At 36.2% G+C, this 14,481-nt stretch carries 14 protein-coding genes; 3 read left to right on the top strand and 11 right to left on the bottom strand.

Features of this window, described 5'->3' with window-relative positions:
- Nucleotides 1-64: 64 nt before the first annotated feature.
- From H7355_RS16150 to H7355_RS13900, 8 genes are all read right to left on the bottom strand, one after another.
- Entirely contained in the window at nucleotides 65-823 is a 759-nt protein-coding gene (locus H7355_RS16150) for a ZIP family metal transporter (protein WP_390808694.1), read from the bottom strand.
- Between the two features lie 51 nt (nucleotides 824-874).
- Nucleotides 875-2,374: a catalase gene (locus H7355_RS13930; protein WP_186648856.1), complete on the bottom strand. Its 1,500-nt coding sequence runs from the start codon at nucleotides 2,372-2,374 to the stop codon at nucleotides 875-877.
- A gap of 69 nt (nucleotides 2,375-2,443) precedes the next feature.
- Nucleotides 2,444-2,992, bottom strand: coding sequence for a carboxymuconolactone decarboxylase family protein (locus H7355_RS13925; RefSeq protein WP_186648854.1), 549 nt, complete (start codon nucleotides 2,990-2,992; stop codon nucleotides 2,444-2,446).
- A gap of 105 nt (nucleotides 2,993-3,097) precedes the next feature.
- The gene (locus H7355_RS13920; protein WP_186648845.1) at nucleotides 3,098-3,640 is read right to left on the bottom strand and encodes a peroxiredoxin; all 543 of its coding nucleotides are present in this window, start codon (nucleotides 3,638-3,640) and stop codon (nucleotides 3,098-3,100) included.
- Between the two features lie 235 nt (nucleotides 3,641-3,875).
- Nucleotides 3,876-4,253, bottom strand: coding sequence for a DDE-type integrase/transposase/recombinase (locus H7355_RS13915; RefSeq protein ID WP_186648843.1), 378 nt, complete (start codon nucleotides 4,251-4,253; stop codon nucleotides 3,876-3,878).
- A gap of 121 nt (nucleotides 4,254-4,374) precedes the next feature.
- Nucleotides 4,375-5,052, bottom strand: a complete 678-nt coding sequence (locus H7355_RS13910; RefSeq protein ID WP_186648841.1) for a hypothetical protein — start codon at nucleotides 5,050-5,052, stop codon at nucleotides 4,375-4,377.
- A 44-nt stretch (nucleotides 5,053-5,096) separates the two neighbouring features.
- Nucleotides 5,097-7,175, bottom strand: coding sequence for a tetratricopeptide repeat protein (locus H7355_RS13905; protein WP_186648839.1), 2,079 nt, complete (start codon nucleotides 7,173-7,175; stop codon nucleotides 5,097-5,099).
- Between the two features lie 6 nt (nucleotides 7,176-7,181).
- Nucleotides 7,182-7,625: a hypothetical protein gene (locus H7355_RS13900; protein WP_186648837.1), complete on the bottom strand. Its 444-nt coding sequence runs from the start codon at nucleotides 7,623-7,625 to the stop codon at nucleotides 7,182-7,184.
- Between the two features lie 169 nt (nucleotides 7,626-7,794).
- Between H7355_RS13900 and thyX the strand changes: the two genes are divergently transcribed.
- Both thyX and H7355_RS13890 read left to right on the top strand, forming a co-directional pair.
- Nucleotides 7,795-8,517, top strand: coding sequence for an FAD-dependent thymidylate synthase (gene thyX / locus H7355_RS13895; RefSeq protein WP_186648835.1), 723 nt, complete (start codon nucleotides 7,795-7,797; stop codon nucleotides 8,515-8,517).
- Between the two features lie 154 nt (nucleotides 8,518-8,671).
- The gene (locus H7355_RS13890; protein ID WP_186648827.1) at nucleotides 8,672-9,634 is read left to right on the top strand and encodes a flagellin N-terminal helical domain-containing protein; all 963 of its coding nucleotides are present in this window, start codon (nucleotides 8,672-8,674) and stop codon (nucleotides 9,632-9,634) included.
- 67 nt (nucleotides 9,635-9,701) lie between these two features.
- Here H7355_RS13890 and H7355_RS13885 read toward each other — a convergent pair whose 3' ends face one another.
- The 3 genes from H7355_RS13885 to H7355_RS13875 all read right to left on the bottom strand — a co-directional run bounded on the left by H7355_RS13885 (nucleotide 9,702) and on the right by H7355_RS13875 (nucleotide 12,565).
- Nucleotides 9,702-10,415: a hypothetical protein gene (locus H7355_RS13885; protein ID WP_186648825.1), complete on the bottom strand. Its 714-nt coding sequence runs from the start codon at nucleotides 10,413-10,415 to the stop codon at nucleotides 9,702-9,704.
- A gap of 117 nt (nucleotides 10,416-10,532) precedes the next feature.
- Nucleotides 10,533-11,942 carry a POTRA domain-containing protein gene (locus tag H7355_RS16145; RefSeq protein ID WP_186648823.1) on the bottom strand — a complete coding sequence of 470 codons (1,410 nt, stop codon included), beginning with the start codon at nucleotides 11,940-11,942 and terminating at the stop codon, nucleotides 10,533-10,535.
- Between the two features lie 32 nt (nucleotides 11,943-11,974).
- The gene (locus H7355_RS13875; RefSeq protein ID WP_130607481.1) at nucleotides 11,975-12,565 is read right to left on the bottom strand and encodes a TetR/AcrR family transcriptional regulator; all 591 of its coding nucleotides are present in this window, start codon (nucleotides 12,563-12,565) and stop codon (nucleotides 11,975-11,977) included.
- A gap of 147 nt (nucleotides 12,566-12,712) precedes the next feature.
- Here H7355_RS13875 and H7355_RS13870 point away from each other — a divergent pair, with 147 nt between their 5' ends.
- Nucleotides 12,713-14,476 (top strand): GspE/PulE/PilB domain-containing protein, encoded by a 1,764-nt coding sequence (locus tag H7355_RS13870; protein ID WP_186648821.1) that lies wholly within the window; start codon nucleotides 12,713-12,715, stop codon nucleotides 14,474-14,476.
- The last annotated feature ends 5 nt before the right edge of the window (nucleotides 14,477-14,481 follow it).

Raw genomic sequence — 14,481 nt, 5'->3', positions numbered from 1 at the left:
TAATTCAAAAATATTTTCTTAAATTAATATTATATTAAATATTTTAAAATAAAAATTGATAAATTTAACTCAGTCCTACATCTAAAAACATCATAAGGACAAAACCAAAAATAAATCCTGCTGTGGCTTTGGCTTCATTGCCAGAGCGGTGGAGTTCGGGAATCATTTCACCACAAATAACATAAAGCATTGCTCCGCCAGCTAAAGCAAGCCCACCGGGCAGCAATGAATGGGAAAAACTCGTCGCGATACAGCCGAGCAATGCACCAATGGATTCAGCAAAGCCTGCAATTAAAGTGGCATTGATGGCATACCTATTGGAAAAACCATAAGCTTTTAATGACAATGCGACCACTAAGCCTTCGGGTATATCTTGCAATGCAATACCAATAATAATAGGCAACGCAATATTGATTTCACCACTGCCTAAACCAACCCCAACAGCAAGACCTTCTGGGAAATTGTGGATAGTAATTGCTAAAATAAAAAGCCAAATCCTTTTTAAGGATTTGCTTTCCATTCCTTCTCTGCCTTTTAAAAAATGTTCATGGGGAATTATTTTATTAAAAAAACTAAGAGCAATGCTACCTAATATTACAAATAACGAAACATACCCTGCTGAGTACAGTTTATTTTGAAATTCGTTTTCAGCAATAGTAATTGCAGGATTCAGTAAGGAAAAACAAACTGCTCCAAGCATAACTCCTGCGCTGATTCCAATTAGAATATCCCTAACTTTTATAGAAATATTCTTTGCAAGAAAAATTGGCAGTGCACCAATACAAGAAGCAAAGAAAGTAACAGACACTCCAATGGCAATTATATCAAAAAAAGAATTCGAAAATGATATCACTCTGTTCTTATATCCTTTGCATTACGACATATATGCTTTTATTTCTTTCTCAGAAATTCCTAAAATTTTTGCAATTCTCATCGCATAATCTTTGTCGGCTTGATAAAAATATCCGAGTTGCCGCACTTTGATTTCTTTATCTATATATTTCATATGTCCAGCGATGTTTGTCGTCAAACTATTCTTTTCTACTTCTGAAAAAAGCTTATAAAGCAGTCCAGCTTGAGCAAAATCATCTTTCTTAGGATACTCCGATCGACAGCTATTGCCACTTAGTAATATGTTTTGTTCTGATTTAAGTGGATTAGAGCGAGGACCACCATAACTATTTGGTGAATAATTAATAGAAGATCCTCCGTTGCCGTCCATACGCATTGCACCATCACGTTGATAGTTCGTTATTTTCTTTGCATACGGGCAGTTCACTGGAATCAGGGCAAAATTTGTCCCTAAGCGGTGCCGTTGAGTGTCAGTATATGAAAAAAGTCTTCCTTGTAACAGCTTATCAGGTGAGGCTTCGATGCCGGGAACAAAGTTAGCAGGACAAAAAGCCGCTTGCTCTATTTCTTGAAAGAAATTTTCTGGGTTTCTATCTAAGACAAGTTTGCCAACAGGAAGTAGGGGATAATCGGAATAAAGCCATACTTTTGTGGGATCAAAAGGATTAAATTTATATGTTAGCGCATCTTTTTCTGGCATAATTTGCACAAAAGCTTTCCAACATGCTTTTCCGCCCTTTTTTAAATGTTCGAAAAGATCTCTCGTTGCGCCATCCACATCTGCAAGGGCAGCTTCTTTTTCTGTATAATTTTCAATTCCGGCTTCACTTTTAAAATGCCATTTTATGAAGTAACTTTCATTTTTTTTATTCACAAATTTGAAGGTATGTACACCAAAACCATGCATATTGCGATATGATTTAGGCGTGCCTCGGTCTGAAAAAAGCATTGTCAACATATGCGTCGTTTCTGGACTCAGAGAATTAAAATCCCAAAAAGCATTTTTATCTTTTAAGTTGGATTGTGGATTTCTTTTATGAGTGTGCACCATATCTGGAAACTTAAATGGGTCACGGATAAAAAAAACGGGTAGATTATTTCCAACGAGGTCGTAATTGCCCTCGAGTGTATAAAACTTAATAGCAAATCCTCTTGGGTCGCGTTCGAAATCGGAAGACCCTTTTTCACCGCCTACGGTAGAAAATCTCACGAGCACATCCGTTTTAAGACCAATTTTGCTTAAGAAGTCTGCTTTGGTGTATTTTGTTATGTCATGGGTAACTTCAAAGTATCCGTACGCTCCAGCCCCCTTGGCATGAACGACTCTTTCTGGAATGCGTTCACGGTCAAAATGAGCCATTTTTTCTAAGAAAAAATAATCTTGTAATAAAACAGGGCCACGCTCACCTGCAGTTAAAACGTGTTCATTGCTTGGTATCGGAGCGCCTGCATTGGTAGAAATTGTTTGGTGAAGTTTGCTTTTGTTCGAATGGGCAGGCTTGGAATTATTTTTATCAGGCATTGCGAACCCCATATACTTTCAATCTGCAGTGTTGTTTAATCTTTTGAAACAAATGCATAATAATTAATTTTAAAGTAAACTGAGTCCTTTCGCAACCGATGTGATTCTGAGAACGTCATTAATTTTCGCACGAGTTATATTTAAATTCATGACTGCTTTTTCATGGGCAATGACACATTTTTCGCAGCTATTTAAAATACTAATTGCTAATGAAATCAGTTCAAACAATTCTTTAGGCATATAAGGTTTGGCAAGAGCATTCATTCTTAATAAGGGAGAGCCATATTCTTGTGCGGCATTTTCATCGTTTTTTTCAACAAAGAAACGGAATTTATAATATGTGTTTAACATCCCCATTATTGCTGGGATTTGTTTTGCTTCATTTATGATTTCATCTGCAATTTGTAAATGATTTGCCAATTCAAGCCCGATTAATTCTATCGATTGATTTGATAAAGTTCTCCCTAAAGAAATTAATAAAAGTGCATATTCATCATCACTTAGAAATTCGGATTCAGCAAATTTTTCGAAATTCAACTTTAAATCATTGACTGCTTTACCTTGTACATTATTGGATAAGTTTATTAAGAATTTTGAGGTTATTTCTTGTCTTATCATTTTATTTTCCTCTGCAATTAAATTCTTGCTCTTAAAAGAACAAGAATTATTTATGATTTATTATAATTTTGATAATAGAGTTTTAATTTAGATTGGCTATAAAAACTATTTGAGTGTTGCTTGGCCTTTTTCCCAATTACATGGGCAAAGTTCATCTGTTTGCAAAGCATCTAAAACTCGAATTACTTCTTTTACATTTCTCCCTACGGAAAGGTCATTGGCAGAAACCCAACGGATAATTCCTTCAGGGTCAACAATGAAAGTTGCTCTAAGAGGAACCTTTTCTACTGGATGTAAAATACCAAGTGCTTCGCTAAGCTCTTTTTTATTATCAGCAAGCATAGCTATTTCTAGGTTTTTTAGATCTTCGTGGTGCTTGCGCCATGCTAAATGCACATATTGACTGTCCGTACTTGCACCATAAAGTTCACAATCACGGTCATGAAATTGTTTAATTGCTTTGTTAAATTCAGCGATTTCTGTTGGACAAACAAAGGTAAAGTCGAGAGGCCAAAAGAAAAAGACAGACCATTTACCTTTTATGCTGTCATTGTTTAATGTGATAAATTCTTTTCCTTGTTCTAAAGAAACAACGGCTGGTACTGAAAAGTTTGGAAAAGGTTGGGAGATGCTAAGAATTCTTGACATTGATGAGCTCCTTTAAATTTATTTACTGAAACTTTAATGACATAGGATAGTTTATTTACTAATCCTAAATTTAGACTTAGTCTAAATTTTTTCTTATGTCAACTCTTCAAGGGGAAAAAATAAAATGTCAAAAATTTAAAATCTGATTAAAAAATAATTTTTAGCTTCCCAATAAACGAAAAAAACTCTTATTCTCTGGAGAATAAGAGTTTTTAATGAGCTATTGGAAAGGCTATTAGAGACTGGTATCCAAGGATTTTTTGAAAAATGACTTAGCAGCTGCCATATTTCTTTTATCACGCATGCAAATACTTAAAGTCGCATTTTGGCGATCATTTGCACGGTACATATACTTCCATTCACCGTTGCATTTTACATATGATTCTTCAATTTCATAATTTGGAATACGTTTACGAGATTTTTGATCCACATTGTTGCCAAATTTTTGAACCCATTCATATACAGTTTTATGAGATACTTCAACACCATGCGCAAGCATTTTTTCAGAAACAGAACGATAAGTCATATTCTCATGAAAATATAATTGCACAGCCGTTTCAATCACAGGCCATGGATAACGGTGTTGTTTGTCAATTCTTTCTTTAGTTGCCATTATAAGGACTCCTTGCATAGAAACGATAGGAACTTCACGTTAGGTCATTTTTAAATGAAAGGTAACGTAACAATTTTTTTTGATATATCAAATGAAATATATAGGCAAGAGATTATTGTTATTATTTATTATTTTGGAAATGATTGTCGGGGAGGATGTTTTCAGTTATATTGAATACGTTAGTTACTGTATTGATTTCAAGTATTTGCGCAAACTTAGCACTCAATCCAATCCATCGTTCAATGGCAGGTTTTACCATTCCAACCAGCACATGACAGGCTTCTTTACCATGCTCATGAACTGCAAGAAGTGTAGCATCTTCAATGTGATTTGCGATTTTATCGAGTTCTCTTAAACAGCGCTCGGCTTCTGGCTCGAGTTGTTCAGGATCCTTATTTAATAGATATATTGGCCTCGCTGCAAGCGTGAGAAATAAATTACAATCACTCAATAATGTTTCAAGGCTTTTTTCATAATTTTTGCCAGGATCCCATAACTTTAGAGTCACTACTTTTAAATCAAAAACGAGAAGTCCAGCCATATCAAGGGCAACTTGTAAGCTTTCAAACGAAAGTTGTTCAGCTGTATCTAAACGAGCATCTACTTTATCATCAGTCTCAAGTTTTAATCTGAGAAACTCAGGATTATCAATATCAATTGAGGAGTTATTTATACTGATTGAAGTGAGAGCACTGTTATTGTTGAGTGCAATATTTTCAAGTCTTTTCATTAAAATTGCTAATGTATCTATACTTTGAAGTGGAGGCACCCTCTTTCCATTCACTCTAACGTCTGCCATTTTTAACTCCTTTTACGAATGACATTTCCGAATAAACAAATTACTTATGCAGGTTTTTTCTGTTGTTCTACTTTCTGTATTTGGGCAATAAGTGAATGTGCTCTGCTGTTCATAGGGTCGAGTGCAAGAATATTTTCCATGAGTTGAAGAGCAATGTCCTGCTTGCCTGTCTTATAGGTAATCGTTCCGAGTGTGTAAATCATATTGACATCATGAGGATGTAAGCTGATATATCGAATCAAAACTCTTTCCGCATCGGCAAACTCATTCATTTCAAATGACAGTTTCACTAAATTATAAATTGCTACTGTGTTATCTGCTTTTAAATGACATGCTCTGACTGTCCATGATAGTGCTTCTTTAAATTCATTTAAACCTTCAAATGATAGGCCTAAACCTAGGCTAGCCATATCATCATTTGGAGCTAAACTGACAGCTTTTTGGAATTGAGGTACGGCTATATTATAATTATTACGATGTAAAGCCACCGTACCGAGGCCGATATAACATTTTGCACAATAAGGATCGAGTTCGAGAGCTTTTGTATAGTTAACGACACCGTTGTCAAGATCTCCAAGTTTGGTAAAGCAATCTCCAATAAGGCGGAATAAATTTGCTTGCTGCACAACGGATAAAGAGCTTTTTTGGAAAGCTTGAGAAATTAGATTTATAGCATCGATATATTGCTTAGCAATAACCATTTCTTCTATTTGTTCTATCAATTTTGATGCACTTTCTGTATCGTTTACTGCAATATTTACAATCAGTGATTTAAATATCTCAGACACTTCGTTGATATTTTTTTCAAAGGGAAATTCATTGGCAATTGCTTTTTTTATAGCACCTTTTACATTTGTTACTTTATCTTGTTTTTCAATTGTTTCTTGCATGAGTCGTGCTAAAGAGTGAATGCTCCCTGCAGAATACGTTTTATAGAAACGACTAATCCACTCACCTATCCAATTGTGACCATTCGAAATTGCTATAATTTCAGATGAAAGTGCACACATGACATCATACGTGCTATCGAGACATTTGAGAGGGTTTCCATTTACAGGTGCAATCGGACCATGAATAACAGCATCACACACTGAAATGATCGATGAAAATTGATTGCCCGCAATTTCTTTTAAATCATCCCCATTGGGATTTAAAAAATAGACGTGATCATCTAGTCCCATTTCTACGACGCTTTGTCTGATATCTGCACCCGCAGAGCCCGTCCCACAAAAGCAAAGACGCGCATTGCCTTGAAAAGTGGGATTGCTTTGTAAAAGGTTTTTAAAAGCAAAAACAGAGTCAAGAGCTCCTGATTCTATTTCAAGCGGTCCTAAATGAAAAAAGATAAAGTCTGTTTCTGGTAAACCCAAGGCGCTGCGCAATTCAATGCGCCTTATAGCCGATATTTCTGAGGAATATCTTTTTGTATTGATTGTTCTTGCCACACGACGAATACGCTGAGCGCTTATTTCCTCTAAATAAGACCAAGTGGCTCCATCTTTATCAAAACAAAGGATCAAATCTGCATTTTTTAAAATTTCTTTGCGCACCGTTTTTTCTCGCGCAATATTGGGGAGAGGCGAGCCATTGGGTGAACGGGTGCCAACATTAGCATGTGGAGGTCTAGGTGCATTTTGCCAAATGATAAGACGTGCTTGATTGATTCTTTTTGCTTTTGCAGCTTGATAACTGGCAAGAGAATTTTCACCTAAAGAAATAATTAAAGAATATTGTTCTAATTCTTTTTCAAGACCAGATAAAAATGTTTTATTTTCTGGCATGGAATCCATAGTGTAACAAGTTAAATAGATAGGAGTATTGGATAAATGCATCATTTTAGCAAAATGTGTAAATGCTCTACTTTCGCTGTGATTTGTATAAAGTGCTCCTTCTATACCAAGTTTTATCGCGCACGAATTCCAAATTTCAAGTTCGCAGGGGTGTGGAAGTTGAGGAGCAACAAATGCAATTCTTTTAGCTCCACTTAATATATGAGCAGCATGTTTTTGTTGCATATCCGCAAGCTCTTTGCCTCCAATCCCCTCAATAATTTGAGCGAGGTCAGAAAAGCTTTTATTCTTGGCATCCTTGAGTATATTTTCAAGGGAGCTGGTGGTTTTCATAGTTAATTATCCTCCCGAAGATATATGAGAATGCGCATATGCGTGGGTCGCTTTACGTAATGATTGTAAACGAATCAATTCAACAGAATAATCTTCTAAAATTTGTTTTAAAATTAATTTAAAATTTTCGTCGTGGAAAAATAAAAAATCTTTTAATAAATTATAATTATATTTAGAATCTACTTCGTTTTTTAGACTTTGCGCGTAAGAAGATACCAATGCTTTTCTTTTTATCATAAATATTTTTGTAACGTTATTTAATTCATATTCACTGAGCAGTGTATTTTTATTATCTATATTTAAATTGGAAAATAAATTATTATGAAGTTTAATCCATTTATTGTAAAAAATATAAAAATCTTTTTTTAAAGGAGAATTTGAAAATCGATGCGAAAGCTTTGTAATCAAACCTTCGTAATTTTCAAGGGCTGAATAAGAGGGCTTTTCCACCTTTCTGATTCCTTTTTAAAGAAAATTTTTAAATGTGTCTTGATCAAAGTTTATGAGATAGCTCTTGCATTAATCAATTATTTAGGTGTGTTGCTTTTTTGGCAAAAGGACTGTAGTTTTTGCTGGTAAGCAGAATTTTTCTATTCTGCCAATTTAGGAGACTTTACAAGTGATAAATCAATTAAAAGGCACAACAATTAAAGTAGACGATGGACAAGTCACACTGACAGATTATATGGGAAGTGATTTGTCTGTTGTGAATGCTGCGCGTGTCAGTTTCGGAAAACACAAATCAGAAATGGATGATAAAGATGTAAAACTCATCAATTATTTAGGTGCTCATAAACACATGAGCCCCTTCCGCCATGTCATTTTTACATTCACGCTCGAGGGTGTATCAGAAGTTGTCTGTCGTCAGCTTTATAAACATCAAGTGGGCTGCGCTTACACAAGTGGTGAGTTTAAAGAAGCTGCAACAACTTGGAATGAGATTTCAGGTCGTTATGTAAAACTTGAACCAGAGTTCCACGTACCTACAAATTTCAGAAAACAGAGCAAAAACAATAAACAGGCTTCCGTTGAAGGTGAAAATGTAGATTCTGAAGATGCTGTGCGCGCTATTTACCTCGATGCTATGGAACATAGTTTTGCTGCTTATAAGAAATTGCTCGACCTCGGTGTTTGTGGCGAACAAGCACGCATGGTTATGCCTCTCAGTTTCAAAAACTCACTTATTTGGACAGCTTCTCTCGAAGCAACGATCAATTTTATTAAATTGCGTGACCATGAAGGTGCTCAACTTGAAATTCGCAATCTAGCTCGTGCCGTTAAGAAATTAATCGAACCAATTTGCCCTCACTCCATTGAAGCTCTTCTTAAATCCAGCAAATAATAAAAACTTCCTTTAGCAGTGAAAATTTTATCCGATATGCAAAATGTACCCAGTGTGCAATTTGCATCGGTACATATTTACTCGTCTGGCCAAGGATGGCCGCACTCATTCTAGTAGCTTTGGAATGCAGTGAGTTTCATGGAGGAAACAAGCTATGGGTTTGCGCATACAAACCAATATTCAGTCTCTCAATTCTCAGCGAACCTTGAGAATTTCGACACAGGCGAATGATGAGTCCATCGAAAAGGTGAGCTCAGGATATCGCATCAATAAAGCGTCAGATGACGCTGCCGGTCTCGCAATCAGTGAAAAATTGAAAGCAGACATACGTGGTCTTAATATGGCGAGACGTAACGCCAGCGACGGTATTTCCCTTCTTCAAACTGCCGAAGGTGGTATGAATGAAATTGGAAATATGTTGACTCGTTTGCGCGAACTTGCTGTGCAAGGTGCTTCTGATACAGTTGGTAATAAAGAACGTAGCTTTATTCACAAAGAATTCAATGCACTGAAAGATGAAGTCGATCGTATTACGAATTCTACAGAATTCAACGGTACTATGCTTTTAACAGGTACTGCGGAAGGTCTACCAGAAGCATTAACTGGCAAATCAAACCCACCACCACTGGAAGTTCAAGTTGGTAAAAACTGGTTTAAGGAAACTGACGGTCAAGATGCTGATGGTGAATTTGGTCGTAATCCAGTTGATATTATTCGTCTTAATTTTCAAAACATCAACACAAGCACTTTGGGTCTTGAACTTGGCCGTGCGAGTGATGAGAGTATGGAATCGACGGGTGTGTTTTTGGAAGGTGGAGAACACAACGATTCTAAAATGCGTGCTCAACTTTCTATCAATAAACTCGACAGTGCAATTTCAAAAGTTGCTGAATTCCGTGCGGAAATGGGTGCGTATCAAAACCGTTTAGGATCAACCATTGCGAACTTATCAGTACAAACGGAAAACTATGCAGCTGCGAATAGCCGTATCCGTGATACTGACTTTGCAGAAGAAACCGCTAAATTGGCGCAGTCAAATATTCTGAAACAAGGTGGTGTTGCGGTGCTTGCACAAGCAAACCAAAGCCCTGGTGCAGCACTTCGTTTATTAGGTTAATCTTTGTTTATTTAATAACACTTTGCCACAGAGATTGTCTTTTATTTAAGATACTCTCTGTGTTTACTTATTTAGGAAGTGAAAATATTTCAATGGCTTCTTTATTTTGAATATCAATTTTAAATTCAATGGCAATTTGATTGTGTTCGGTAAGAAAAACAGAAATGGGATCTGCCACGACATATGAATCAACGATATTGTACATAATAATTTCTTCATTTGCGACGGCAGGAGTAAAAATGGGGTAAATATAATCAATTACATTTTTAGTTTTTAATTTTCCTGTGTTGAAATGCGTGATTCTATCTTTCAATAAACCTGCTTTTAACTCATATACAATTGAGGGTTTTGCAATAATACCAACATCATCAGTGTCTAAACTCAATTTCTCGAGGGACTTAATCAATAGATCCACCGATGTGATTGGAGTCACTGGAATGCGAGCAAGTCGTGCTAGATCGTAACAAGCCAAGCCTATGCTATCAGCTGCGAGAGATAATATTACATCTCTTTTTTCTGAAAGAAACTTATCGTCTAAAATAACATTTTGTCCGCCATTTATAAGCATGTAGGTACGTTTAGCCAAATTTTTTAAATGTGTTTGATTGGGAGGAATAATTTCATCTTTTGGAGCTTCATCCAAATTGTAGGCAATTGGGTAAAGATGTTTTGAATCGAGATAGTGATATTGATTGACTCCGATGAGAGAAACCACATGGATAGGGCTTCTCTGCATGAGAGTTTTATAAATTTTTGAAGGGGATGTCAGATTTAATGGCATACTCGCATACTCCTCTGGAGCATAAATGGCTTAATCAATCAGAATTACAAATTGAGATACGGTGCGCGATAAAATTTCAGTTAAAACGAAAGGTGACTTGAAAAGTGTATCAATATCTTAAAAAAATTGTAACAAACCAAAGCTAAAGCCAAAAGTATGAAAGGGTGTCAGAGTGTACGCATAATCGAGACGAATTGCCACACGATTGATCTTCATTGGGAGGAAACGGATGCCTATGCCAATACTGGATGCAGTTTGTGAAGAGGCAAGGTTCGCAAATGAATTGGTCGCATTGCCAATATCAGTAAAAAGAGCATGTTGGAGAGTGAGGTAGTCTCCGACGTAACTTGGTATTCTCAGCTCAAAATTTCCATACCAAGCAAATTTTCCTGAAAATTCGTTGTCGTAAAAACCTCTGATTTTATCGAGTCCACCCAAAAAATATTGTTGCGATAACACGTCGCTGGATGTCATACTGAAATTCGCTCTAAGGGCAAAATAAGAAAGCCTTGGCAAAGGGATATCAAATAGGCCTAGCGGAATATGCGGACTAAATAGGAGTACAGTGTTATTTAAAGAGGTATAATTGTCGTCAGGATTTGTATACACATTTGCTGTTGAATCTAAGATTGATACGAAATTCACACCATTGCTTAATATTCCATCGTAGTTTATGGAGCCTAGAGTGATACGAGCTTCTGCTGCAAGTGATGATGTTGAATTTGGCAATTTAAAGTTATTTTTTATATTGGTATTAATTTCTGTATCATTTAACCCATCTGTATCGATATTATAATCATAAAAAATAAAACCTCCGCCTAAAAATAGATTGTCTCTCAATTTTACGTCTGCATATGAAGTTAACATATTTCTTTTGCTGGAAAAGGATCCTAAAACTTTTCTTTTATTATCATATGTATTGTAAATATCGTGTTGTCTTGCGCCATTGATAACAAGATTAACAGGACCACCTAGTACATTTGGATTTCTGAAAAAAATAAAAGTTGAACAGTTATCGTTTTTACACCCGTAAGTAAAATTAAAAGTATAAAGTCTACCTAAAAAATTGGTATCATATAATCCAACTACGAGATATGAGCTTCCACCACCTGAACCTGTGAGAAAATAAGGTAACAGAGTCCACTTTTCGTCTACTTCGATTTTAATATAAATATCATCTACATCTTTATTTAATTGATAAAATTTAATATCAATTTTTAAGAAAATTTGTAGATTTTTTAAATTTTGTACTGTGCTTGCTAAATTTTTGAGACTAAATTTTGAATTTTCTTTTAAAGTAATTTGTTCTAAAATGATATCTTCACCAGTTTGGGTGTTGCCTTCTATCTCAATACTTTTAATTAATAAATTAACAGCTTGATCTGCTCGGATTTCTTTTCCAAATTTATTTGGATCTAGGTCTTGTGCATATGAATTATTAAATTTTAAAAAAAAACAAGAAAGTAGTGCAAGAAGATGTAGGAAAATTTTAATTATTTTAATTCTGAAGCACTGATTTATGAGCACGCTTTTCTTTTCCTAGTTAAAATTTTAAAACATTATTTTTTTAAAAAACTCATAACCGCTTCTTCTGTGTTTTTTATAATCTCATCGTAGTTAAATACACCTTCATCAAAAAGCCATTGTAATGAGATTCCATCAATTAATGCAATAATGATTGTTGCATATTGTAAAGCATCTCCTTTTCGAAAAAGGTCTTGATTTATCCCTTGTTGTATAATACCGGCGATCGCGGCTCTGAATTTTGAATAATGACTTGCAATTTCTTGGCGAACTTTTTCTTTTTGATCGATTTGTGTCCAAAAATCCATATTAATTCGATAATATTCTCGCTTGTTTTGAACTATACTTGAGCACATCCAAATGACATTGGAAAGCTTTGCAATGGGATCGGTGTTTAAATCTCCTGCAAGCAAAAGATTTTCAATATCGACGCTTACATAATCTAAGACCGTCATCATAAGATCTTCTTTGTTTAAGAAATAATAATGAATAATACCTTTTGAGACATCTGCAACACGAGCAACGTCTTGCATAGAAAAATTACTATAACCATAACGAGTGATACATTCGATTGTCGCATTTATAATTTGAGTTTTTCTTTCTGAAGCAAGGTCGGAACGGCTCATAATTTATATTCCTGTATTGTGACGTCAAATTCATATCTAGGAAGGAACTGTTATCCCTTCTGAAACACAAACAGCTTAAGATCTAAGTGCTATGAGTCAAGAGAATATCAAACAAACAGTGATTAAGAGGGAGTTAACAACTGCCACATGTATGATTTGCTTCAAATTATGCAGCAGGATGGATACCTGTCTTCTGTAGAGTTATTGGCTCTCAGGAAGACTTGCAAGGAATTGGGTGAAAATCCTGTCAGGATGTTGCGTTCTCTAAATATAGCTTCACCAGAGCAGATTCAAGATTATTTGCAAAGATATTTTGGAGTTGGAGCTTTAGGGAAGCAGGCTCTAAAAATGTTAGATGAAACCTACCAGTCTTATGTGCCAGTCGATATAGCTATTCATTACAGTTGTTTTGGTTTAGGTGAAGATTCAAATGTTTTATATGTGGCTATGGAAGATCCTTCTGATCGTGGCATTGTCAATCAATTGAGATTTTTTTTAAATAAAAGAATTGTTGGTGTTTCTGCAACTGTTTTTCAACTTGCAGAAGGATTGTCAAAAATATATAAAGTTCATAAATCGGCTTTAAATTTAACAACTATTTTAGAAAATACCCGTGGGGTTATCGCTGGGATACGCTATGAAGTTCCGCATAAAGCTGAAGCAATAAGCATTGATGATGATTTTGTAAGTTCAAATCTCAAAGACTCAGATTCACATGATGATGAACCAGTTGTTTCTAAAAAGAGTGCTAAGCAGGCAAATAAAGAAATTGAAAATGATGAACCGGAAGTTGAGGCGCAAGCAAAAGAAAACAGTTCTGGGGCAGAACCTTCAGCTGAAATATCGGTCGGAGCTGAAGGCGGTGATGCTGATAAAATGCCTTCTGTCGGATTTATTGATGGCAGCAGCGGTGAAGTTGATAATGCAGCATTGGCTGAAAATGTAAGTGCACAGGCAGACTCAGCTGAGAGTGAAGCACCACAGGAAATAGCAGAAGACGCTCCGACTGAAACTGAAGCGCCAGTGGAAGCAAGCGCAGGAGAGGAAGCTCCAATAGCAGAAGACGCTCCGCAAGAAATAGCGGAAGACGCACCGATGGAAACCGAAGCACCAATGGAAGCGAGCACAGGAGAGGAAGCTCCAATAGCAGAAGACGCTCCGCAAGAAATAGCTGAAGACGCGCCGATGGAAACCGAAGCACCATTGGAAGCGAGCGCAGGAGAGGAAGCTCCAATAGCTGAAGAAGCTCCGCAGGAAATAGCGGAAGACGCTCCGCAAGAGATAGCAGAAGACGCACCGATGGACACCGAAGCAGCAATGGAAGCTCCAATAGCGGAAGACGCAACGCAAGAGATAGCAGAAGACGCACCGATGGAAACCGAAGCAGCAATGGAAGCTCCAATAGCGGAAGACGCTCCGCAAGAGATAGTAGAAGACGCACCGATGGAAACCGAAGCACCAATGGAAGCAAAAGGTGCGCAAGAGTTAGCAGAAGATGAACCCGTAGACTTAGACTCAATGGAAGAACCGCAAGAACTCGATCTGCAGGCAGCTGATGATATTTTAGCAGATGATGTTGAAATGGAGAGTGATGATAGAGCACCACATGAAAAAACTTTTGCAATACCTTCAGAATCAATGACTGTGCAATTGTCATCGCTTGCAAGTTCTGCATTGGTTAAATTGTCTTTAATCGATGATAAAGATCAAGCAGTCGAAATGATAAATTCATTATTAAAGCCATTTAATACATCTGTTACCTTATTTGATTCAGAAAAATATTTGATAGAAGGTGAAGATTTTTCTTTGGAAGGTGATCTTTCATCGGAAATTAAAGCTGAAGGAAATTCCGTAGCTTTTGCTATAGAGCCTATTTTAAAACGTGTTTTAAAAATGAAAGATGATTTGTAATTATT

It is taken from the genome of Fluviispira vulneris (assembly GCF_014281055.1).
GTDB lineage: Bacteria > Bdellovibrionota_B > Oligoflexia > Silvanigrellales > Silvanigrellaceae > Silvanigrella > Silvanigrella vulneris.
The sequence above is the reverse complement of the archived record's forward strand: the minus strand, read 5'-3'. Positions and strand labels throughout refer to the sequence as shown.

Coding starts and splice junctions, on each gene's coding strand:
- H7355_RS13930 (WP_186648856.1), bottom strand. CDS start 2,374: ATGCCTGATAAAAATAATTCCAAGCCTGCCCATTCGAACAAAAGCAAA.
- H7355_RS13925 (WP_186648854.1), bottom strand. CDS start 2,992: ATGATAAGACAAGAAATAACCTCAAAATTCTTAATAAACTTATCCAAT.
- H7355_RS13920 (WP_186648845.1), bottom strand. CDS start 3,640: ATGTCAAGAATTCTTAGCATCTCCCAACCTTTTCCAAACTTTTCAGTA.
- H7355_RS13915 (WP_186648843.1), bottom strand. CDS start 4,253: ATGGCAACTAAAGAAAGAATTGACAAACAACACCGTTATCCATGGCCT.
- H7355_RS13910 (WP_186648841.1), bottom strand. CDS start 5,052: ATGGCAGACGTTAGAGTGAATGGAAAGAGGGTGCCTCCACTTCAAAGT.
- H7355_RS13905 (WP_186648839.1), bottom strand. CDS start 7,175: ATGAAAACCACCAGCTCCCTTGAAAATATACTCAAGGATGCCAAGAAT.
- H7355_RS13890 (WP_186648827.1), top strand. CDS start 8,672: ATGGGTTTGCGCATACAAACCAATATTCAGTCTCTCAATTCTCAGCGA.
- H7355_RS13885 (WP_186648825.1), bottom strand. CDS start 10,415: ATGCCATTAAATCTGACATCCCCTTCAAAAATTTATAAAACTCTCATG.
- H7355_RS13875 (WP_130607481.1), bottom strand. CDS start 12,565: ATGAGCCGTTCCGACCTTGCTTCAGAAAGAAAAACTCAAATTATAAAT.
- H7355_RS13870 (WP_186648821.1), top strand. CDS start 12,713: ATGTATGATTTGCTTCAAATTATGCAGCAGGATGGATACCTGTCTTCT.